The sequence below is a fragment of the Shewanella decolorationis S12 genome, assembly GCF_000485795.1.
GTDB classification, from domain to species: Bacteria; Pseudomonadota; Gammaproteobacteria; order Enterobacterales; family Shewanellaceae; genus Shewanella; species Shewanella decolorationis.
The window spans coordinates 1-20,657 of sequence record NZ_AXZL01000040.1; the positions used below are offsets into that span (position 1 = coordinate 1).

A 20,657-nucleotide genomic window follows, 5' to 3' on the forward strand; every position below is an offset into this window, starting at 1 on the left:
GCCCTTGCTCTTTGTCACTCGTCATTTGAGTAGAATAACTACACATCATTCCTCGTTTCGCGAGCACGTGCTTGCCAGAACGAACAAAATCTCATCTCGAAACGTCAACACGCCCTAGCACTAACTCCTTATTTTTTATCAGAACTTGGCACTCATCTCTTGAGTGCCATTCTTTTTATCTCCACCCAATATGAATGCGCTTTTTCACTTATTCATTTAATAATCATCAAGATAAACCCTACGGCGCGGGGTAAAATCGCCAACGCAATTCCACAGAGACGTATCACCCCTTCTTGGACAAAACTTTTCACCATCAGTGATTAAATATTTCGCTTTAGCTTAATCTCACCTTTGGGTAAAAAGATCGGGTGCTGAGAATGGCACAGGTATTTTTGGAATTTTGACCATGTCACACTCCTATGAATTTGACGACGATGATGCGCCATGGGGCGATAACGTCAAAGGTAAGCAAAAAAACAAACGCGTAAAACAACGTCGCAGGGATACTAAGCGCCGTTATTCAGATGATGCAGAGGTGGATTTCTATCAGCATAAATCGAAGTAACTGAACTACGACCCGTTTGCCTGAGCAAATTCGAGCTTTAAAAGCAGTCAAATCCGAGCAAGTTGGATAACCTCCAACTTGCTAATTAAACTAAGTTATCCCTATCCCTTCTGTTTTAATTCAATTGTAAAATCAATAGGCTAATAAGCTGATTTGCCCTATGCTCTTTAGGGTTTACTCATGCCTTAGTCGGCAAAACTACCTTACACATCTTTACGGGTTTAAAGGATGATCCCATGGAAAAACAACGCCCCGATTTTATCTATCCCCCAGGCAGTATGTTGATGCACTCGCCCTTAGTGTTGAATAAAGCCGATATGTACGGTTTTTTTCTCAAGGGAAAACTCGTCAACCTTCAGCGCTCTATCGATAAAACACTCAATCAAGTGGCCGGAAGTGCCATGTACTTTAAAGTGCTATCGCCCTACGTACTGACAACTTTTACCCAAATCGAGAAAGCCTATTCAGAAGACCCAACCGACAGGGCTAAAGGTTGGATCCAAGAAACCGACATCATCACTTGGGTCATGGTCGGTCGCCAAGACAATAGCAACAGCACAGCCATCAGTCATGTGTATTTTCAGCCACTGCATATTTGGGTGAATGATGCGATGGCCCTGATCAATGGTCGCGAGTTGTTCGGTTATCCCAAGTATTTGTGTGAATACACTATGCCCGCGGTCGGTGAACCATTAACCCGGCTCTCCCTGGCAACAAAGAGCTTCTTACACTTTAGCCCTGACACTGAGCTTGCCATGCACCCGCTGATTGAGGTGAATTGCAATGCCAAGCCCGAGGCGCAGCTCACCACGTTAGAAGCCATAGCCCAAACTTGGCAACTCTTTAAAGAGCAAACGGATTTTATTCCAGAGCTGGATAAGCTCGGTGAGGAGCAACTATTTCATTTGCTGTTCAAACCAGCCATTGACCAAGTGTTTTTAAAGCAGTTTCCGGATGCTTCAGGCCAAAAAGCGGTTTATCAGGCGATTACTGCGGCGCCGGCACAAGTCAATAAAGTGCACAGTGTCGCCCTATTGGAAAATGACTTTGTCGCCACTATTTTTGATAACGCTAGCTTCCCACTCAAAGAGACCTTAGGCGTCGAGGTTGGCGAGCAGCATGTATTACTGCCCTACCATGTGAACTTTGACTTTGAAGTGCCACCTGGCGAAGTACTGGTCGATAACTCTGAAGTCAAAAAACAAAAAATTGCCATTCTCGGCGGAGGTGTCGCCGCCATGACCGCCGCCTGTTATCTCACCGACAGACCCGGCTGGCAGAATCATTATGAGATTGATGTCTATCAATTAGGCTGGCGCATCGGCGGCAAGGGCGCAAGTGGCCGCAATGCCGCGATGGGGCAACGGATTGAAGAGCATGGCCTGCATATCTGGTTTGGTTTTTACCAAAATGCCTGCGCCTTAATGCGTAAAGCCTATGAAGAACTAGACCGCCCGCCCGAAGCGCCGCTGGCGACCTTCTTTGATGCCTTTAAACCCCATAACTTTATTGTGCTACAGGAAGAAATTAATGGTCGTTCCGTTAGCTGGCCAATCACCTTTCCAACACTCCCAGGGATCCCTGGAGATGGCACCGAAACTTTAACCTTCTGGAAGGTAGTTAAGGCCGCCTTTGCTTGGATAAAAGAATGGCTAAAGGACATGGACTCCCTGCTGGAGGCCGATGAAAAAGCCATGGCGACACCGAAAAACTGGCTCGATACCAGCTGGTTTGAACGACTTAAGGATAAGTTAGAGGATTCGGTAGAAGATGCGATGGAATCCCTAGACGCTCTAGGTGACAAGCTAGAATGCCATTTTAATCAAATGATTGGCCGTGAATGCGATGAGCATGTCCACAGCGAGAGTGACGATGGTTTGATCGAGTCCGCCGTCGATGCCCTGCACCAAAGGCTAGTTAAACGCTTTAGCGACCATTTAGACAGTAACGATGATTTGCGCCATCTGTATATTGCCGTCGATTTAGGCTTAACCATCTTAAAAGGGATGTTTGTCGACGATGTGTTTGAAAAGAGCTTCGATGCCATCAACGATTATGATTACCGCGAATGGTTAATCAAACACGGTGCAAGTCAAAAATATACGGTCGACAGCGCGCCAGTACGCGGTTTTTATGATCTGGTGTTTGCCTACGAAAAAGGCAATTTTGACAAACCGAATGTCGAAGCAGGCACCATTATCCGCTCTATGCTGCGTATCGCCCTGTGTTATCAAGGCGGGATTATGTGGAAAATGCAAGCTGGCATGGGAGATGTGGTCTTTACCCCCTACTATGAAGTGTTGAAACGGCGCGGAGTTAATTTCCACTTTTTCAATCGGGTCGATAATTTAGAATGTCGCAATAACAGCATTCAAACGATTGAAATCACTGAGCAAGTTGCTCTGGCACCTTCGGTTAAAGAATATAATCCACTCGTGGATGTGAAAGGCTTAGCCTGCTGGCCAAGTACCCCCAATTACGATCAGCTCGAGCCTGAGCAAGCCGCATTGCTAAAAGCCCATGATATTAATCTTGAGCACTTCTGGAGCGATTGGGACAATCTATACGAGGCGCAATTTGGTCAGGCGCTTCCGAAAAAACGTCTGCAAAAAGGCGTGGACTTCGACAAAGTGATTTTTGGTCTGTCTCTTGGCTCTGTCCCCCATGTGGCGAGTGAGGTCGTGGCGCAGAGTCCGGCGCTCAAAACCTGTGTCGACAAAGTACAAACAGTCGCGACCCAAGCCTATCAACTGTGGATGAATCAAGATCTTAATGGTATTGGTTGGCCAAATTATTCTGAGGATGGCGAGCAGCCTGTCTTATCGGGCTTTACCGAGCCCTTCGATACGTGGGCATCAATGGACCAATTGCTCGATAAAGAAGACTGGCGTGGCCTAGAGCCTAAAAATGCCAGTTATTTCTGCTCGGCTTTACCCGTGGATGCCTATCCTCCAAGCACGGATATCGGTTTCCAGCAGCGAAAAACCGCCGAAGCTAAGGCAGGCGCCATCAATCAGCTCAATACGGAAATTCATAAGCTGTGGCAGCATGTTGGCGACACCTTCCCCTGGGAATGGTTGCACGATGAACAAAACCGCCAAGGCGAAGCGCGATTCGATAGCCAATATTGGCGCGCCAATGTGGATCCTTCGGAGCGTTATGTCTTGTCCGTTAAAGGCAGCTCACAATATCGGATCACCACGGATGGCACAGGTATCGACAATCTGTATATGACGGGTGACTGGATTAAAACTGGTCTCAATGCCGGTTGTGTCGAGGCCGCTACCATGGCGGGCATGCATACAGCTAAAGCTATCTGCGGCCATCCGGCGATTATCAAAGGCGAAAAAGACTTCGCCTAAATGCAAAGGGGCTGCGTTATGCAGCCCCTTTTTAGTCCAAATCTTTGAATGTGTTCAAGCTCAGAGAGAAGCTATCTCTCCTGCGCGGCTATCGGCGTATTCTTGACGACGTTTTTCCATTCGCGATTGATATAAGTTGCTATCGGCGCAGCGCAGCCATTCATGGGGATCAGACACATCACTATTGATGGCAAAGCCAAAACTAAACTGACAATCCTTTAAGCCTTCGGCGGCAAATTGCGCCGTTAATCCTTTTAAGCTGCTGGTTAAGGTCCCCATGCCATTTGCAGGTAGAATGAGCACAAACTCATCGCCGCTGATCCGGTAAATCTTAAGGTGAGCAATGTTGGTCGCCTGCAAAAACTGCACTAGATTTTGCAGTAAACGGTCCCCTTCCTGATGCCCTAAGGTATCGTTCACCATTTTAAGGCTGTCGACATTGAGCAGCACCAAGGCCGTTGGTTGTACAACCTTATTGGCAAAGGTTAATTGCGAATTCATATATTCATCAAAAGCATAACGATTGCCCACCCGGGTTAAACCATCGAGTCGGGCCTTCTCCCAGGCGATGCCTAGCTCTTCAATATGGGCATTACGCTCTTCGGCCAACAGTTTAAGTTTGTTCGCTAATGCAAGGGATAACAGCAGAGCATCCACAGTGCCACCCAATAGCGTTGCAAACTCGGCATGTTCAATAAAATCAGGGGTGATCCCCATATTGCCCGGTAAGATAATCACCGCAGGCAACAGCAAACAACTAAAGGCCATGATGAAATAGCGCGCGGGGGCAAAGCCTTTCATCAAGCACACATTGCCACAGGTGATCGCTAGCGCAATCCACAGCATGATTAAGACAGAGGCAATAATCGCGGTATAGGGCAATAACCAAATACTAGTCGGCAAGGCTAAAACACACGCAACTAATAAGTATTGGCTCAGCCTCCATAATCGGGGCGAATAGCTAGGCAACTGTAAGAAGTGCTTGTAGAACATGATGTTAAATATCGGCAAGCTGATAAAAAACAGATGATGTAATTCAAGCTGATGGAAGTTAAATAGATGCGCTGGTAAATGGAAGGTCAGTGCCCAGCCACCAAAATAGGTCAATACATAAAGACCATAATATAAAAATGCCTTATCTAAAATTGATATGTAAATCAGTAGATTGTATAGAGCGATAAAGAGCAATCCCCCTAAACAAATCAGTATCGCCATGGCCACACGGTCGTTGGTTAACTGGTGTACTTCTTCCGACTCTATCGCCAATTCAGGGGCGGAGGAATAATAGCGGCTACTGAGCCGAGTCACTAACCAATAATCAGTCCCCATATTCAGTCGTACTTTACGGCCGTAATCGAATAAAAATTCATAGGGCGCATAGTAACCACTGTGGGCCGTTTGCACAGAGCCATCACTGCCAAGTAACCAATAATCAACGGATTCCACAATCGAATTACTGGCATCCACCACCCAATGGCTTTGGCGACTATTGACCATGACGGGTGATACCATCCAATAATCACCACCCGAAAGACTAACTGAGTTAGCCTCTGTCAGTTGCCCCATCCACAGGGTCACGTCATTAAAATGCTCGGGAGGGAGCTGTTTCGCATCGGCATGGAATAAATAGGGGGAATCCAACGCAATTTCAGCGCTAAAGGCAAACGGACTAAATGTCCAAAGAAGCAGCAAAAAGCACCAAAAATGTTGCAAGTTAGGTTTACTCATAGGTATCTAAGTTTATATACCAGCGTCTCGTTCCACGCAGAAAATCAATTTAAAGTGTTAACTTTATGGCTACATTTTATTTTTTACAATTGATTAGACTAAATTAGTCGGCAATTGGGTGCCTTATGATGATATTTTAGTCGTTAACTTAAGGGACAACACCTTAGCCTCAATATCAGACGTTCACTTGGATACCTATGGCACCATTATTGATGATTTTAGCTGCACAATTATTGATTGCCAGCGGCAACCTATTGGTAAAATTACTTGAAACTAATGCGCCCGTATTTCAACTTGTGCTTTATCGCCAATTATTTGCCACGCTTTTGGTGCTTCCCTTTGTCTGGCGTTTACAGGGCAATCTCAAATTAAGTCCCTTTTACAAGGTGCATTTAAGTCGAGCGCTGTTAATCGGCTTAGGCAATGCCATCTTTATGTTGGCGGTATTGCATCTGCCCCTGGCAACAGTCACCGCGGTCATTTATACCTCACCATTATTACTGTTGTTATTGTCCGCTTTCTTTTTAAATGAGCGTATTGGTTATCGTCGCACCGTTGCGGGGATTATTGGTTTTACGGGCATTTTGCTGATAAGCCAACCGACAGAATTTAACCTCTACATTGGCTTGGCCTTTTTTGGTGCCATGACTTCGGCAACAAACAGCCTGATTTTGAAGGCATATTCAACCCATGAGCATCCCTTTTCAACACTCTTTTGGTCTAATGCCTTTGCGATGGTTTTTCTGATACCGGCAACTTGGTACGAAGGCGCCGACTTTAGTCTCCCCGTCGCACAGGTTGGCCTGACCTTAGGGCTGTTTTATATCGGTATGACCTACCTGATAATCCACGCCTATCGGCGCGCCGATGCAAGCCAAATGGCCCCTGTGGAATATACAGGCCTTATTTTTGCCGCATTGTTTGGTTGGTGGTTTTTAGATGAACACTTAAGCATTGTAGTGTGTATTGGCATAGGACTTGTGATCTTCTCCTCCATCCTGCCAAGCTACAGTGAACTGAAAGCCAAATGGAAAAGCCGGCGAAGTTAACCTTGGCCGGCTTTGAAATCGAAGTGGCCGCAGTGTAGGCCACTCAATAAAGGCGAGATTTAGAAGCGGAATTTACCGCCGATATAAACGCCATCTTCGAAGGTGAAATCACGGGCATTATCGTATTCAAAGGCAATCTTACGGTAACCCACATAAAGCGCCATATTGGGGTTGATATTGTATTGCACCTTAGAATCCAACTCGTATTGACCATCGACATTACCGAAAGACAATACCGATGGCGCATAGTAAGCGGCGGCATGCACAGAGATATTTGGCCCTAACGCTAAGGCATAACGACCGCCCACTGATACAGTACTGCCATTTGGCGCATCGTCTGCCCACAATTGGCTTAACTTAGCACCGACTTCAAAATGATGCACGCCCGCATCGTGGGTCATGTGCATTGCGCCTTGGGCAATATGACCGCTGTCGTCTGAATAAATATATCCTAATACTGCATTGACATCTTTATTCACTTGCAGCTCTAACTCAGTAGAAACCACATCGTTGTTTAACCCAAGATTAAATTCTGACGCATTCACCTGCAGTGCGGCTGCACTCAATAATAAGACACTTGCTACTCTGAACTTAGCCATAAAAACACCTCAATAATGACTGTGGGTAATGGCGCGGATCATACCGAATAAAAAAAGAAAATCTGCATATTTAGCTAAGAGTCGCGAAGATTTTTGAATTTGAAACCAAACAAAAACTGGTAAGAAACATCAACAAAACCCAAATTAAACAAGTCGAAAACATTTAGGGTGCAGGCAGCCGATCTCCAACTAAAGATTGCATTATGCCGTCGATATCGACACTTTCCTGTAAGGCTAAGTAATACCAACCCACGGTATTCCCCGTACCTCTAATACTTAAATAGTTCCGCCAAAAGTGAAATCCGGCCTTGAGTAAATTCACTCGACTGGCGTTGTTTTCCTCTCGAATGGTGGCAAATAACAGGGCAATCCCCTGCGCTTTAGCCACTTCAATCCGCTTAAGGGTAAGCCCTTGGGCTATGCCACGGCGGCGGTACAATGGCGAGACCACCAGATAGCCGAGTTCCCCCACAGGGCCAGAACCCGCCTTAATCGCCGCGCAGCCAACTATCTCACCCTCGAGGGTTTTCGCCAATATGACTGCGCGGGACTGAGCAAAGGACTGATGGTCGAGGGGATGCGCGTTATCATCCCGTTGATCGATTAAGGCCGCTGCAGCCGCCAATTCGGCTGCATTTTGGCAAAGGACAAATTGAATATCGTTTTGATTCATACCAATGAGTTAAACAAGTTAAAGCCACTTAGAGATACAGTATCGTCGCCATGCCGAGAAAAGTGAAAAAGCCCACTACATCGGTCACTGTAGTTAAAATCACCGAGCCAGAGAGCGCCGCATCTTGGTTAAATCGCTGCAAAACCATAGGGACAAACACCCCGGCCAACGCCGCGACTGCCATATTGATCAAAATCGCGCAGCCTATCACTATGCCTATAGTGCTGTCGGCAAACCACCAGCCCGATACCAGTCCAATCACAATCGCCCACAGGGTACCATTGACTAAGCCAATGCCTAACTCGTTCTTCATTAACGAGAATAAGTTACCCGCAGAGATCTGCCCCATCGCCATACCGCGGATCATCAAGGTAAGCGACTGGCTGCCAGCAATCCCGCCCATGGATGCTACTATCGGCATCAACACCGCAAGTGCCACCACTTGAGATAAGACATTTTCAAACAAACCAATGGTGGCCGAGGCTAAAAATGCCGTGAGTAAGTTAATCCCTAACCATACGGCGCGGCGCTGCGCACCTTTGATGATAGGAGCGAATAAGTCGTCGGACTCATCCATACCCGCGGTCGCCATTAATTGCGCTTCGTAATGTTCACGCACTAAGGCGGTCGCTGCCCTTAGGGTGACACGGCCAATTAGCTCCCCCGCCTCATCAATAACGGGTAACTCAATTTCACGGCTATGTTCTATCGCCTCGGCGGCATCGAGTAGCGTGGTATCCGCGGTTAACGCACGACTGTCTTCCGATAGCAGTGAAATCAGTGGCTCGGAGGGATCATGCTTAAAAATATCATAACGCCTTACCGTACCTAGGTATTTATCCGCCTCATCGACAATAAATAAATTATCGTTACAGTCGAGTTCAATTCGCCTGAAAAACCGCTGCGCCTGAGCCACAGTCGCCTTATCGCTGAGCACTAACATTTGATGATCGGTATAACGACCAATTTCGTTTTCCGAATATTGGTCGTACAACTCAAAGCGCTGCCGCTGACGTTCGCCCATTTGCGCCAAGGCGCGGTCGGTAAAACTTTCGGGGAGATAATCACTCCACTCAATCAAATCCTCAGGACTGAGCTGCGCAAATAGCAGATCCACCTCATTGTCGGGCATCTGCTTTAGGATGCCCATACGCGGATCGGCGCGCATTAAACTCAGCACCGTCACACGGTCACTAAACTCAACCTGTTGCCAACGCTCGTAACGCTCGTCTAAGGGTAAGGACTCCAGCACTAAGGCAACCGTGCCAGGCTCAGCTTCATTTAAGATTTCACTGAACACCTCAGCCTGTTCTTCACCTTCAACTTCAGTGAGTTGTTGAACAACCTGCCCAACATCGGCCTGTGTGTTTGTTTCGTATTCGGCTTCATGTTCAGTCACATAAACGCCCTTCTGCTGAGATAAAAATTAGCGTAACTATATTGATATTGAAGAAGATTAGCAAACACGCAAAACAAATTGTGCACAAATTTATTGATAACAACTTAATTGTTATTTATGCTAATCATCACAACTAAGGAGGTAATGATGACATCGACTATCTATAGCCACAGCGCAAACGACATTCAAGGCAATCCAACGGCACTAGCGCAATATCAAGGCAAAGTAATTTTAATTGTAAATACCGCCAGTGAGTGCGGTTTTACACCACAGTACAAAGGCTTAGAGGCGCTTTATCAAAAATATAAAGCACAGGGATTTGTGGTTTTAGGCTTCCCATGCAATCAGTTTGGTGCCCAAGAAAAAGCCGATGAGAAAGGCATCCAAAGCTTTTGTGAACTCAACTTTGGCGTGAGTTTTCCCCTATTTTCAAAAATCGAGGTAAACGGTGAGCATACTCACCCTTTATACCAGTACCTTAAAAAAGCGGCACCAGGCGTATTAGGCACAGAACGGATTAAGTGGAATTTCACTAAATTCTTAATTAATCGTCAGGGCGAAGTGGTCGCTCGCTTTGCGCCAACCACAAAACCAGAGGCCATTAGTGACAAGATAGAAGCGCTTTTAAAGTAATCCACACGCTATCCTGTTGAAACTTTACTATTAAATAAAAAGTTAAGTTATTTTTTATTTTCGATGGAACTTTAATTCTATAAGCCCCTCAAACATATTGAACAGCGAATGTCTTTTTCATGTTCATCATTCTCCCTGGGGCTTCTAGCGCGGCCCCCTTGACCTAGGAAGAGGTCACTAGGCAACCAATTGGTTGCCTTTTTTTATGTCTATGTTTTATATGTAAAATAAATGTAACCATTCCCCAGTGACTTAATTTGCTGACGCCTGCAAGGCAAAAATAATTTTAAAATTTTTTAGCTGCAAACTGAACTTTATCAAAAGGCCTTAGTCTGACTATATGTAAGGATTAACAAATCCGCTTTAATGCAGAATTGATTGCTAAATGAAAACGTTAGCAAAGGATTAAATGGATTAAATATGCCGTTTAATTTAATGAAACAGTTTCAAGTTATTGCATAGAGTCGAATTGGTTGGTCGTTCATCATCATCTCCCTTTTGGGAAGCAATCGAATACACGCTAGCGCACTGCATTCCTTTGTCTCCTACCTTGATTCTTTTATGGCAACCTTAGGTTGCCATTTTTTTTAGCTCCATTTTATCCCTTCAACATCCTATCCAATTGCACTTGAATCGAAGGATGGTATCCCGCCCGCGCACTGGCATAGATTTGTTGTAACTCAGTGTGATAGCCGGCAACCTGCAATTCGGCATAAAGTGGACGGACAAACTTGCCGCGGCCAATGCGCTGTAAGTAAGCACTTAAGGCGGGTAACACAGGGTCATAATGATTGCGGATAGCGACCCTAAACCAATCGCAGGCAATTTCAGCATTAGTAGACTCGGTAAACTGAAAGCTATCGTCCAAATCCATCAGTTGTACCTGCGGCACCACTTCGGGTAATTGGGTCAAAAAGTATTGCCAATGATGAACTCGCCAACCTTTTACCTTAAGCTCGCTGGCCGCTTTGCCCTTTAAAAAATCATCCAAGGCGCTATCCACTTTATCTAAACTTCGCGATGTGGGCCCTACATAAGCTTGAGGCAACCCTTCACCATAAATCCATTCCAGCAGTTCGGCTTCACTTATCTTATCCGGATAGGCTTCGACTAAAGCCACTTTTGCATATTCGACAAACACTTCGGTGGTGATCGCCTTAAAGGCGAAGTGCTGCACATAGGCAAACAGAAACTTATCGAACTCGGCTCGCCCGAGGCGATGTTCCAACTCATGGACGAACATCGAAGCCTTATCGTAAGTAAAACGGTTAAAAGCTAAGTTAGGATCGGCGTGCTGCACATTGGCTGGCAACGTTTGCCGATGGAGCGGTAAAACGGCCATTTCTTCTTTTAAACGACCAAATTCAATAACCCATTCCAGCTCAGCCTGCTCCTTGCCATAGACTTCTTCGACAATCCGATTGGTAAAATAGGTCGTAAAACCTTCATTTAGCCAGAGATCGCGCCAAGTGGCGTTACTGACCAGATTGCCCGTCCACGAATGTGCTAACTCGTGGGCGACCGTCGACACTAAACTTTTATCCCCCGCAATCAGAGTCGGGGTTAAAAAGGCTAAACGCGGGTTTTCCATGCCACCGAAAGGAAAACTTGGTGGCAAGATGATCATGTCATAACGCTCCCACGCATAAGGCCCTAAGAGTGACTGCGCCACATCCAGCATATGTTCGGTATCGGCAAACTCTGTTGCTGCGGCCTCTAACATGCACGGCTCGGTATACACACCGCTGCGCGGACCTATGGCTTGAAAGGCTAAGTCACCCACCGCTAAAGCTAGCAAATGGGTAGGAATGGGCTTTTCCATCTCGAATAGGAATTGCCCCTCGAGCGGCGTATCAGGGTCGTTCATTGCACTCATCACGGCGCGCATGCCCTTTGGCACTTCAACGTGCGCATCGAAGGTGATCCGCACCTTTGGCGAATCCTGCAAGGGGATCCAACTGCGGGCATTAATGGGCTGAGACTGGCTAAAGAGATAAGGCAATGCTTTGCCCGCCGTCTGTTCAGGCATAAGCCACTGCAACCCTTCAGCCTCCGGTGAGGTTTGGTAACGAATATAGATTCGTTCGCACTGCGTTTGGGGTAACTGGATGACTAATTTCTGCCCGAGAATGTCTTCGGCCGCATCTAGATGAAATGCCAGCGCGGCTTCATCAGTCGTTACCGATAAAATGCTTAAATCGCGACTATCGAGCCATAGCTCACCAACCTTTGCTTCAAGATAGCGCAGTGAAAGAATCGCTTCCCCAAGCAGAGTACGAGTCGCAAAGTCGACTTTTAGCGCGAGGGATAAGTGTGTGACCTGCACTTGATCGCTATTAGCAAAGGAATGGTAATCGCGGGTTAAATCCCATGTTGCGGGTGCAATTGGCATTTGCTGGTTTTCTAAAGGTATCACTTAGCTAACCTGTGAAGAGTAAATTATCTAGTCATATTATCGGACGCTGATTTACCGACGCGCAATCGAATAAAGCTTTTCCCACATCCTCATTTTGTAACAATGCTTGAATCCAAGTCTTGCCATAATCAACTTTAGTTAACTTATAAAATTAAAATTTACATATTTTTCAACGCATAAAGGTTCTAATAAAAAATATTTTCAAAAATTTTCTATTTTTGCTGAACTAATTTCTCGCCCTTGAGTCAGATATTATGAACCGAATCTTTGCAATGAGTTTCTTCGTTCATCATCATTCTCCTTTAGATGGTTTCTAGCGCGACCGTCCCCGGATTCCGAATTGGAATTTACAGCAACCTTATTAGGTTGCTTTTTTTATGTCCCTTTTTCAGCCCTAAGCGCCAGTCAGCAATCCCCCCAAATGATCACCCCCTACTCAAGTTGGTGATTTAGGGCCCAAAAACAAAAAGGGCCTCCGAAGAGACCCTTAAGGTTTAGCGATTAAGAATTACAGGCGGATGCCTAACTGTTCTAAATCTTTAGCAACTACGCTCTTAGGCAGAGTCACATAACCGTCTTTTTCTACCACTTGCTGACCTTGCTTAGACAGCACATAACGGATGAATTCTTTTTCCATTGGTGCTAAGTCTTTGTTTGGTTGCTTGTTCACGTATACATATAAGTAACGTGATAATGGGTAAGTACCGTTCGCTGCGTTTTCTGCAGTCGCTTCGATAAACTCGTTACCTTTCTTCGCGATAGCAACGGCTTTCACGCCAGCAGTTTTGTAACCGATACCTGAGTAACCGATAGCGTTCAGTGATTGAGACACTGACTGAACCACTGAAGCAGAACCAGGTTGCTCGTTTACGTTGGCCTTGAAGTCACCTTTACACAGGGCGTGCTCTTTAAAGTAACCGTAAGTGCCTGATACTGAATTACGACCGTACAATTGTACGTCTTTTGCTGACCAGTTACCGTCAAGACCTAAGTCGCCCCAACGTTGGATATCGCTGCTACCACACTTGTGAGTAGAAGAGAAAATACCATCAACTTGTTCAACAGTTAAGCCTTTGATTGGGTTATCTTTGTGTACGAATACCGCTAAAGCGTCAATCGCAACACGAACTGCAGTTGGCTTGTAACCGTAGTGTTTTTCGAAGGCTTCTTCTTCGTTAGGCTTCATTTTGCGGCTCATTGGGCCGAATTGTGAAGTACCTTCAGTTAATGCTGGTGGCGCAGTAGAAGAACCCGCAGCTTGAATTTGGATGTTTACGTTAGGGTACATCTGTTTAAATTCTTCAGCCCACAGAGTCATCATGTTGGCTAAAGTATCTGAACCTACAGACGAAAGGTTGCCTGATACACCACTTGCTTTCTCGTAAGTTGGCAGAGATTGATCAACAGATGCCATTGCAGTGGCAGAGAATACACCAGCGGCTGTGAGGGTCATCGCGCCGACAAGCTTTTTCAGTTTCATTATGTGCTCCAGTAATAAGCTAACTAATTTCTAACTTAAGTTTCTTCAGACGCAGCCAGTATCAATCGCTACAATGACAATTCTATGTCCAAGATGTGACACTTAGATGACAAAACACATTTTTCGCATTTTTTTGAAAAAAACCTCGCATTGTTAAAGTGTCAAAAGCAAAACAGGCCATAATGGCCTGTTTTATATGTAAAAATAATATGCGTTTCTTTGACAATTATTTTTTGCGTTCAATCAAATGGGATGGGATCACAAAGCTAAAAGTACTGCCTTTACCCAATTCACTGCTGATATTGAGCTCACTGTGGTGGTGACTCAGGGCATGTTTCACAATAGCTAAACCAAGGCCACTGCCACCGGTTTGCCTTGAGCGCGCACTGTCGACACGATAAAAGCGCTCGGTTAAGCGGCTAATATGCTGCGGTGCAATCCCCTCACCCGTATCCGTCACACTAAAGAGGCCACCGGTTGCCACACTGCGCCATTGCACGGTAATTTTGCCGCCGGGCTCTGTGTAGCGAATCGCATTCGAAATCAAATTAGAACAAGCACTTCTAAGCTGTAACTCATTGCCATGGGAGTTAAGTCCCGCTTCACAGTGGAAGCTTAGCTCGTACTTGTCCTGCGCCAGCGCCTTGGCCTCTTCCTTTAAGACTTCCATCAACTGCGCCATGTTTACGGTGTTCTCAAGGTTAATATCCGCCGCATCTTCGATGCGTGATAACACCAACAGCTGCTCCACCATCGACTGCATTCGCCGCGTCTGCTGCTGCATTAAGGCTAAGGGCTTGGCGTTCATCGAACCGGGTTCTGCCATGCTTTGCATCATCTCTAAATAACCCTGCAATACTGTGAGCGGGGTTTTCAGTTCGTGTGACACATTAGCGACAAATTCTTTACGCATGCCTTCGAGTTGCCTTATCCGTGTAATATCGCGGGCAATGAGCAATAACTGCCGATCGCCATAGGCCATAATACGGATTTCGAGCAGTCTTCTATCGGATACGGGCGATGCCAGCTCTAAGGGATCTTTATATTTTCCGGCTTTGATATAGGCCGAAAAATCAGGATGGCGGATCAAGTTATCGATGCGTTGACCATTATCCTGTGGCCAGACAAAGCCTAATATCAGCTGAGCTAACCTATTGCACCATAAGATATTGTGCTCAGAGTCGAGCACGACTGCCGCATCGGGTAAGGCCTCGGCTCCTTGACGAAAACGTCCTAGCAAGGCGGCTAATTGGCCCACTCGGCGACGATTTTTACCCTGTAGACGGTATATGCCGTTAAACACCCCTTCCCAACTGCCACTGCCTTGGGGAGGGGTTAATTTTCTATCTCGCCATAACCAAAAATTGAGACGTGCTAACTGACGGTAATGCCAGAACACGAGTCCTAGCAATCCAATGATAAGTATCCAGAGGGGTTTCCCTACCAATAAACCAATTAGCAAACAAAGCAGTAAAAACACCGCTAAGCGCGAAAACAGCCGGTACCCTGAATAAGAGTCGAACATAAATAAACCCAGACATCAGGCTAAATAGGAGGAGCACAAGATAGCGTAAAAGCTAACCTGTGCCTATCTCTTATTTGGCACTAAATGCGTGTAGAGAAACGATAACCTGCACCACGAACCGTTTGAATGAGGCGATCATGGCCCGATTCTTCAACTGCTTTACGCAGGCGACGGATATGCACATCCACGGTTCTGTCTTCTACATACACATTGGTTCCCCAAACGTTATCGAGCAGCTGTTCGCGGCTGTAAACACGTTCAGGGTGTGTCATAAAGAAGTGTAATAAACGGAATTCCGTTGGCCCCATATCGAGTACGGTATCGCCAACACTCACCCTGTGGCTCACTGGGTCGAGTAACAATCCTTGTACATCGATGGTTTCTTCGAGGCGGGTCGGCGCGCTACGGCGCAATACAGCCTTGATACGTGCCACCAGCTCCTTGGGTGAAAAAGGTTTAGTGATATAGTCATCGGCGCCCACTTCGAGGCCCTTAACCTTATCTTCCTCTTCACCACGAGCGGTTAACATAATAATAGGGATCTGACGGGTAAACTCATCCTGCTTGAGGCGTTTGGCCAATTGAATACCACTTCCACCAGGAAACATCCAATCCAACAAAATCAGATCGGGGTAAGGCTCCTTTAGCAGCGCAATGGCCGAATCAAAATCTTCCGCCGCAGAGGTTGTAAACCCATGCTGTTCCATTACAAAAGTCAGCATCTCGCGGATGGCTAACTCGTCTTCTACTATCAATATCCTTGCAGTCATAAGTGATTTTCTGTCAGTGAATGTCAACACGACTATTATTAGTCATTTTTATTACAGATTTATGAATTAGCATGTCACTTGAGCAATATTGTCGCGATAATTGTCATATTAAGTTTATATAACTGTTTGTTTATCGCAATAAAAAAGGAGGCCTAAGCCTCCTTAATTCAATCTTAATACTGAGATTAGAACTTGTGTTCTAAACCAATACCGATGTATTTGTCATCATCAGCATTCGCTTCTAAAGAGCGGTTAGTATAGAAAGCAAACACTTTCGTTGGCTTACCTAAGCTGTAGTCCGCACCCACTGACCATGAATCACCTAAGTCTTCCATGTCTTGGTATTGTGCTTTTAAGGTCACAGCGTTGATATCGTAAGCAGCGCTTAACAGGTAACCATTCACGCTGTCAGCGTCCACTGGTAAAGCGTTTTTGTAGGTTTGTTCCTGTTGTTGGTACATACCACCTAAGGTTAAGTCAGCGATTTTACCTTGTACCGATGCACGCATGATTTTGTAACCTTTTACGTCAGAATCGTAAGCGATAGCGGCGTAGAAAGGTGATTTTTTCAGTTTAGCGTCACCGTACATAGCGGCTAAGCTGAAACCGTCTTGGGCTTGTTGGTCAGCATCGCCTTCAGCTGCGTAAGTTGCACCGAATACGAAGCCACCGATTGAAGGTGTCAGGTAAGTTGCAGTTTGACCTAAACGGTTTTCACCTTTGAACAGGCTCTTTAAGTCACCTGATAAATCGTTGAACTGGTCAACGTTACCTTGAGAGATCTTTAACAGAGTGTCGTTACGACCAACAGAGAAAGAACCAAATGCACCTTTTAAACCAACGAATTGGTTACGGGCTTTGAAGTTGTCGCTTGTTGCAGAGCCAGTATCAACTTCGTACTCTACTGTGTAGAACGCTTCCAGCGAGCTAGACAGTTCGAAATCACCCTTCACACCAAAACGAGAAGCATTACTCTGAATAGTTGTTGTAGAATCACCTTTCTCATCGTTTGATTGAGCGGTAACGTTCAACTTACCATAAACAGTCAGTGGCTCAGCGGCATAAGCAGAAGCCAGAGTTGCAGAAGCTAGCGCAGAAGCAAGTAGAGTTTTACAAAAAACGTTCATCATTTAATCCTTTCGACGTTATGTTCGTCTTGGTTATTGGTTTGGAACGACCGAAAGTTTGCAATGAATCTGTTTCAGTTTTATTTCAATTGTGACAACTTGGGTCAGCTACCACAAAACCGCACTTCCCCTCAAAGATAAAACCTAGGCATACCAAGGGCTGCAGGCATATTTTTTTCAATGTTACATTTTGATGAATTCTGCAACCGAGGCAAAATTTAACGATTTAAGGTAGGTTTACCCCGCTGCAACTATGCCGTAAACTGCGACTTTATTTTTCCAATGAGCGCATCTTATGTGGTTTAAAAATCTTACTCTTTACCGTTTCAATAAACCTTTTTCCATCGAAACAGAAGCACTTGAAACCGCACTCGCCGATTTCACATTCTCCCCGTGCGGCAGTCAAGACGTCAGCAAATTTGGTTTTTCCAATGCCTTAGGTAAACAGGGCAGCACCTTAGTGCACAGCGCCAACAATCGTCACCTTATCTGTGTGACGAAAGAAGAAAAAATTCTGCCTGGCCAAGTGATTAAAGAATCATTAGAAGAAAAAGTGGCGCAAATTGAAGACGAAGAAAATCGTAAACTCGCCAAAAAAGAAAAAGATGCGCTTAAAGATGAAATCATCACTAGCCTATTGCCACGCGCCTTTTCGCGTCGCAGCCAAACTCGCGCGCTGATTTTACCTGAGCTGGAAATGATCTTGGTCGATAGCTCTAGTGCCACTAAAGCCGAAGAATTATTAGCCTTATTACGTAAGGCCTTAGGCAGCTTGCCTGTGATCCCATTAAGCTTTAAAGCGCCAGTTGAATCCAATCTCACACAATGGTTAAAGGATGGCAGCGCCCCCTTACCCTTTGAAATGCAAGATGAAGCCGAGTTAAAATCGGCCGCCGATGACGGCGGTATCGTGCGCTTTAAGCAGCAAGATTTGAAAGAAGACGAAGTACTTGCCCACCTCGAAACCGGCAAAGAAGTGCATAAACTCGCCCTGCACTTTGGCCAATCGATTGCGCTACTGCTGCAATCCGATGCCAGCGTAAAACGCTTAAAATTCTCCGAAGAATTTAGAGCGGGTAATGATGAGCTAGGGAATGAAGATCCAATGGCACGCCTCGATGCCGACTTTGCCTTAATGGGCAGCGAGTTAGTGGCGCTGATGCACGCACTGGTTTCAGCATTAGGTGGCCTTGAAGAAACTCAAGCTTAAGTTTTAAGCGCTCACATTAAACAAAAGCTCAAACGATCTGATACTTAAAAAGAAAGGCGCCGCAGTGGAAGTTCATTGCGGCGCCTTTTTAGTCTCTATGACAGAAATAACACGTTGGCAGCGATTCGAGTGAGCTAACCTAAAGTCCACTCACTCAAATCGCAAACGAACTAGCTTTTCGTCAGCAGTTCACCTTTATTATCGAACGGCCAATCAATGCCAAGCCAGGCTTTGAAGAAGGCTTTTTGCTGCTTAGTCGCCTTTGCATCGCCTTTTAGCACTAGCTTACCGCTTTGCTTCTCGCCTAAGGTTAACGCCACTTGCTTGATTTTGTCGTTGTTAAATAAAGTGATTTCAACTTTATCTCCCACTTTAAAGTCTTTGATGCGCTTATCAAAACCTTGCGCAGTCACCTTTAAGCCATTAATCGCGAGGATCTCATCCCCTGCCACAATACCAGCCTGCCAAGCGGGGCCATTACGCAAGACTTGAGAAAGCACCAAAGAGCCATGTTCGCTGCTTAAGGTCATGCCCGTAAAAGGCTCAGCTTTAGAGTCTTTACCGTAGGACATCACTAATCCCGCCTGAGACAACAGGCTTGAAAACTCAAGGCTCAGCGGACTATTCACATGGCTCTGCCACCACGGGCCATAGTCTTTACCCGATAAGTCCTTCAGGATCTGCTTTACATCACTCACAGTGTAACCCTTAGGCACGCGGTAATCCTGATAGAGTTTACGGTGTACGTCGCGGTATGAATGGGCAAGATTCGAATCCGTCAGCAGAGAAAAATCCAGTGCCAATGAGGCTAAATAACCTTCGGAGTAAATATTCACACTGTGGTTGATGGCATAATCACCACCCGTGCTGCTCCACTCCCCTAAACTGGCTTCGGCAACGGATTGAATTTCGCGCCCCGGTGTTAGCTCACTCTTGTCGATGCGTTTGGCGAGATCTTCTAAAAATTCCTTAGGCGTCATCACACCTGCACGCAGCAATAACTGACCTTGGAAATAACTGGTCGATCCCTCGGCAATCCACAAAAGTTCGGTCATGTTTTCATGCTGATAATCGTAAGGGACCAAACCCGCTGGACGATAGGCTTTCACGTTCCAAGTATGAATAAACTCATGGGACGCCGTGCTTATAAAGCGTAGGTAATCCTTACGCTCGCGAAAACTAAAGCGCGGCAGTTGAATAACCGTCGAGTTTAAGTGTTCGGTCGCGCCGCCCGCACCACTGGTGGCATGGACCATATACACATAACGATCAAAGGGGTAACCATCCCAAATCGCCTTGGCTTGACCACTCAATGCGGTTAAGTCTTTCACCACCTTATCGGCATCGTAGTTGCCTTCGCCCCAAAACACGAGTTCATAGTCTTTGTCGTTGGCGCTGAATTGCTTGTGGAGACTCACTCCTGTTTCGATAGGAGAATCAATCAGTACGTCATAGTTAGGGGCAACGAAAGAATGCGCAGTGTTACCTGATGACATGCCGGAATAACTCTGCCAATGTTCGGGAACCTTTAACTGCACGGCCACAGGGTCTGTCCGAAATTGCGGGCTATACATAAATACGCCACTGGCATCGAGATAAGCGTGGCTCGCATCGATATGGCGTACACGTTGACCTAATTCATTGGCGTAGAGTTGATAACTCACAGTCACACTGGCGGGTTTATCGAGGGCTATTTGCCACTCGCCACTGGCGCTACGTTTCCATGGAAGACTGTTACCTTGACTGTCTTTCGCGCTAAATAAACGCACACCATCGGATAGGGGTAACACTTGATATTTCCCCGTACGCCACACGGGAAGATTAACCGTCAACTCACCCGCGTTAGCTTCGGGAAAAGTCACACTCACCTGCGCAAGGTGATGTTCTGGCTGGCTTAAATCAATTTTATAATCCACATCGGCTAAAACAGTTGTCGAACCTAATGCACTTAATATCAAAACAGATAATCTACTGGGTTTCACTCTGACTTCCTTCCGTCTTCTGTTATTATGCTTCTTATATTTTTTCCAAGTATAACAAGTCGATGTAGCATCCTCATTAGGCGCTAACAAAAGCTAACAAAATAAGTTCCTTGACTTAGGGAATATAGGGCCACCTACA

General features: G+C 45.9%; 15 protein-coding genes. 5 read left to right on the forward strand and 10 right to left on the reverse strand.

Going from position 1 to position 20,657, the window contains the following annotated elements:
• The first annotated feature begins 406 nt into the window (after positions 1 to 406).
• Positions 407 to 565: a hypothetical protein gene (locus SHD_RS02025; protein WP_011626757.1), complete on the forward strand. Its 159-nt coding sequence runs from the start codon at positions 407 to 409 to the stop codon at positions 563 to 565.
• Positions 566 to 801: 236 nt separating this feature from the next.
• A complete protein-coding gene (locus tag SHD_RS02030; RefSeq protein WP_023265621.1) occupies positions 802 to 3,927 on the forward strand; it encodes an NAD(P)-binding protein in 3,126 nt (1,041 codons plus the stop codon).
• Between the two features lie 60 nt (positions 3,928 to 3,987).
• Here the strand turns inward: SHD_RS02030 and SHD_RS02035 are convergent, their stop codons facing one another.
• Positions 3,988 to 5,655, reverse strand: a complete 1,668-nt coding sequence (locus SHD_RS02035; protein ID WP_023265622.1) for a diguanylate cyclase — start codon at positions 5,653 to 5,655, stop codon at positions 3,988 to 3,990.
• Positions 5,656 to 5,852: 197 nt separating this feature from the next.
• On the opposite strand from SHD_RS02035, the gene SHD_RS02040 reads away from it, so the two are divergent.
• Positions 5,853 to 6,704, forward strand: a complete 852-nt coding sequence (locus SHD_RS02040) for a DMT family transporter (protein ID WP_023265623.1) — start codon at positions 5,853 to 5,855, stop codon at positions 6,702 to 6,704.
• A 59-nt stretch (positions 6,705 to 6,763) separates the two neighbouring features.
• On the opposite strand, the gene SHD_RS02045 is transcribed toward SHD_RS02040, so the two are convergent.
• From SHD_RS02045 to SHD_RS02055, 3 genes are all read right to left on the reverse strand, one after another.
• A complete protein-coding gene (locus tag SHD_RS02045) occupies positions 6,764 to 7,303 on the reverse strand; it encodes a YfaZ family protein (RefSeq protein ID WP_023265624.1) in 540 nt (179 codons plus the stop codon).
• Positions 7,304 to 7,466: 163 nt separating this feature from the next.
• A complete protein-coding gene (locus tag SHD_RS02050) occupies positions 7,467 to 7,976 on the reverse strand; it encodes a GNAT family N-acetyltransferase (RefSeq protein ID WP_023265625.1) in 510 nt (169 codons plus the stop codon).
• 28 nt (positions 7,977 to 8,004) lie between these two features.
• A complete protein-coding gene (locus SHD_RS02055) occupies positions 8,005 to 9,375 on the reverse strand; it encodes a magnesium transporter (protein ID WP_023265626.1) in 1,371 nt (456 codons plus the stop codon).
• A gap of 147 nt (positions 9,376 to 9,522) precedes the next feature.
• Between SHD_RS02055 and SHD_RS02060 the strand changes: the two genes are divergently transcribed.
• Complete coding sequence (locus SHD_RS02060) at positions 9,523 to 10,008, forward strand: glutathione peroxidase (RefSeq protein ID WP_039977177.1); 486 nt, start codon at positions 9,523 to 9,525, stop codon at positions 10,006 to 10,008.
• Between the two features lie 598 nt (positions 10,009 to 10,606).
• Here SHD_RS02060 and SHD_RS02065 read toward each other — a convergent pair.
• The 5 genes from SHD_RS02065 to SHD_RS02085 form a co-directional block, all read right to left on the reverse strand.
• Positions 10,607 to 12,400: a M1 family metallopeptidase gene (locus SHD_RS02065; RefSeq protein WP_039977185.1), complete on the reverse strand. Its 1,794-nt coding sequence runs from the start codon at positions 12,398 to 12,400 to the stop codon at positions 10,607 to 10,609.
• Between the two features lie 532 nt (positions 12,401 to 12,932).
• Positions 12,933 to 13,904, reverse strand: a complete 972-nt coding sequence (locus SHD_RS02070; protein ID WP_011623458.1) for a PstS family phosphate ABC transporter substrate-binding protein — start codon at positions 13,902 to 13,904, stop codon at positions 12,933 to 12,935.
• Positions 13,905 to 14,130: 226 nt separating this feature from the next.
• The gene (phoR, locus tag SHD_RS02075; protein ID WP_023265629.1) at positions 14,131 to 15,429 is read right to left on the reverse strand and encodes a phosphate regulon sensor histidine kinase PhoR; all 1,299 of its coding nucleotides are present in this window, start codon (positions 15,427 to 15,429) and stop codon (positions 14,131 to 14,133) included.
• Between the two features lie 80 nt (positions 15,430 to 15,509).
• Positions 15,510 to 16,199 carry a phosphate regulon transcriptional regulator PhoB gene (gene phoB, locus SHD_RS02080; RefSeq protein WP_011623460.1) on the reverse strand — a complete coding sequence of 230 codons (690 nt, stop codon included), beginning with the start codon at positions 16,197 to 16,199 and terminating at the stop codon, positions 15,510 to 15,512.
• 185 nt (positions 16,200 to 16,384) lie between these two features.
• Positions 16,385 to 17,329 carry a porin gene (locus SHD_RS02085; protein WP_023265630.1) on the reverse strand — a complete coding sequence of 315 codons (945 nt, stop codon included), beginning with the start codon at positions 17,327 to 17,329 and terminating at the stop codon, positions 16,385 to 16,387.
• Between the two features lie 292 nt (positions 17,330 to 17,621).
• Between SHD_RS02085 and rdgC the strand changes: the two genes are divergently transcribed.
• Complete coding sequence (rdgC, locus tag SHD_RS02090) at positions 17,622 to 18,536, forward strand: recombination-associated protein RdgC (protein WP_023265631.1); 915 nt, start codon at positions 17,622 to 17,624, stop codon at positions 18,534 to 18,536.
• A 170-nt stretch (positions 18,537 to 18,706) separates the two neighbouring features.
• Here the strand turns inward: rdgC and SHD_RS02095 are convergent, their stop codons facing one another.
• The gene (locus SHD_RS02095; RefSeq protein ID WP_023265632.1) at positions 18,707 to 20,518 is read right to left on the reverse strand and encodes a M61 family metallopeptidase; all 1,812 of its coding nucleotides are present in this window, start codon (positions 20,516 to 20,518) and stop codon (positions 18,707 to 18,709) included.
• Positions 20,519 to 20,657: the final 139 nt, after the last annotated feature.

Coding starts and splice junctions, on each gene's coding strand:
- SHD_RS02060 (WP_039977177.1), top strand. CDS start 9,523: ATGACATCGACTATCTATAGCCACAGCGCAAACGACATTCAAGGCAAT.
- SHD_RS02085 (WP_023265630.1), bottom strand. CDS start 17,329: ATGATGAACGTTTTTTGTAAAACTCTACTTGCTTCTGCGCTAGCTTCT.
- SHD_RS02050 (WP_023265625.1), bottom strand. CDS start 7,976: ATGAATCAAAACGATATTCAATTTGTCCTTTGCCAAAATGCAGCCGAA.
- SHD_RS02065 (WP_039977185.1), bottom strand. CDS start 12,400: ATGCCAATTGCACCCGCAACATGGGATTTAACCCGCGATTACCATTCC.
- rdgC (WP_023265631.1), top strand. CDS start 17,622: ATGTGGTTTAAAAATCTTACTCTTTACCGTTTCAATAAACCTTTTTCC.
- SHD_RS02040 (WP_023265623.1), top strand. CDS start 5,853: ATGGCACCATTATTGATGATTTTAGCTGCACAATTATTGATTGCCAGC.
- SHD_RS02030 (WP_023265621.1), top strand. CDS start 802: ATGGAAAAACAACGCCCCGATTTTATCTATCCCCCAGGCAGTATGTTG.
- phoB (WP_011623460.1), bottom strand. CDS start 16,199: ATGACTGCAAGGATATTGATAGTAGAAGACGAGTTAGCCATCCGCGAG.
- phoR (WP_023265629.1), bottom strand. CDS start 15,429: ATGTTCGACTCTTATTCAGGGTACCGGCTGTTTTCGCGCTTAGCGGTG.
- SHD_RS02045 (WP_023265624.1), bottom strand. CDS start 7,303: ATGGCTAAGTTCAGAGTAGCAAGTGTCTTATTATTGAGTGCAGCCGCA.
- SHD_RS02025 (WP_011626757.1), top strand. CDS start 407: ATGTCACACTCCTATGAATTTGACGACGATGATGCGCCATGGGGCGAT.
- SHD_RS02070 (WP_011623458.1), bottom strand. CDS start 13,904: ATGAAACTGAAAAAGCTTGTCGGCGCGATGACCCTCACAGCCGCTGGT.
- SHD_RS02035 (WP_023265622.1), bottom strand. CDS start 5,655: ATGAGTAAACCTAACTTGCAACATTTTTGGTGCTTTTTGCTGCTTCTT.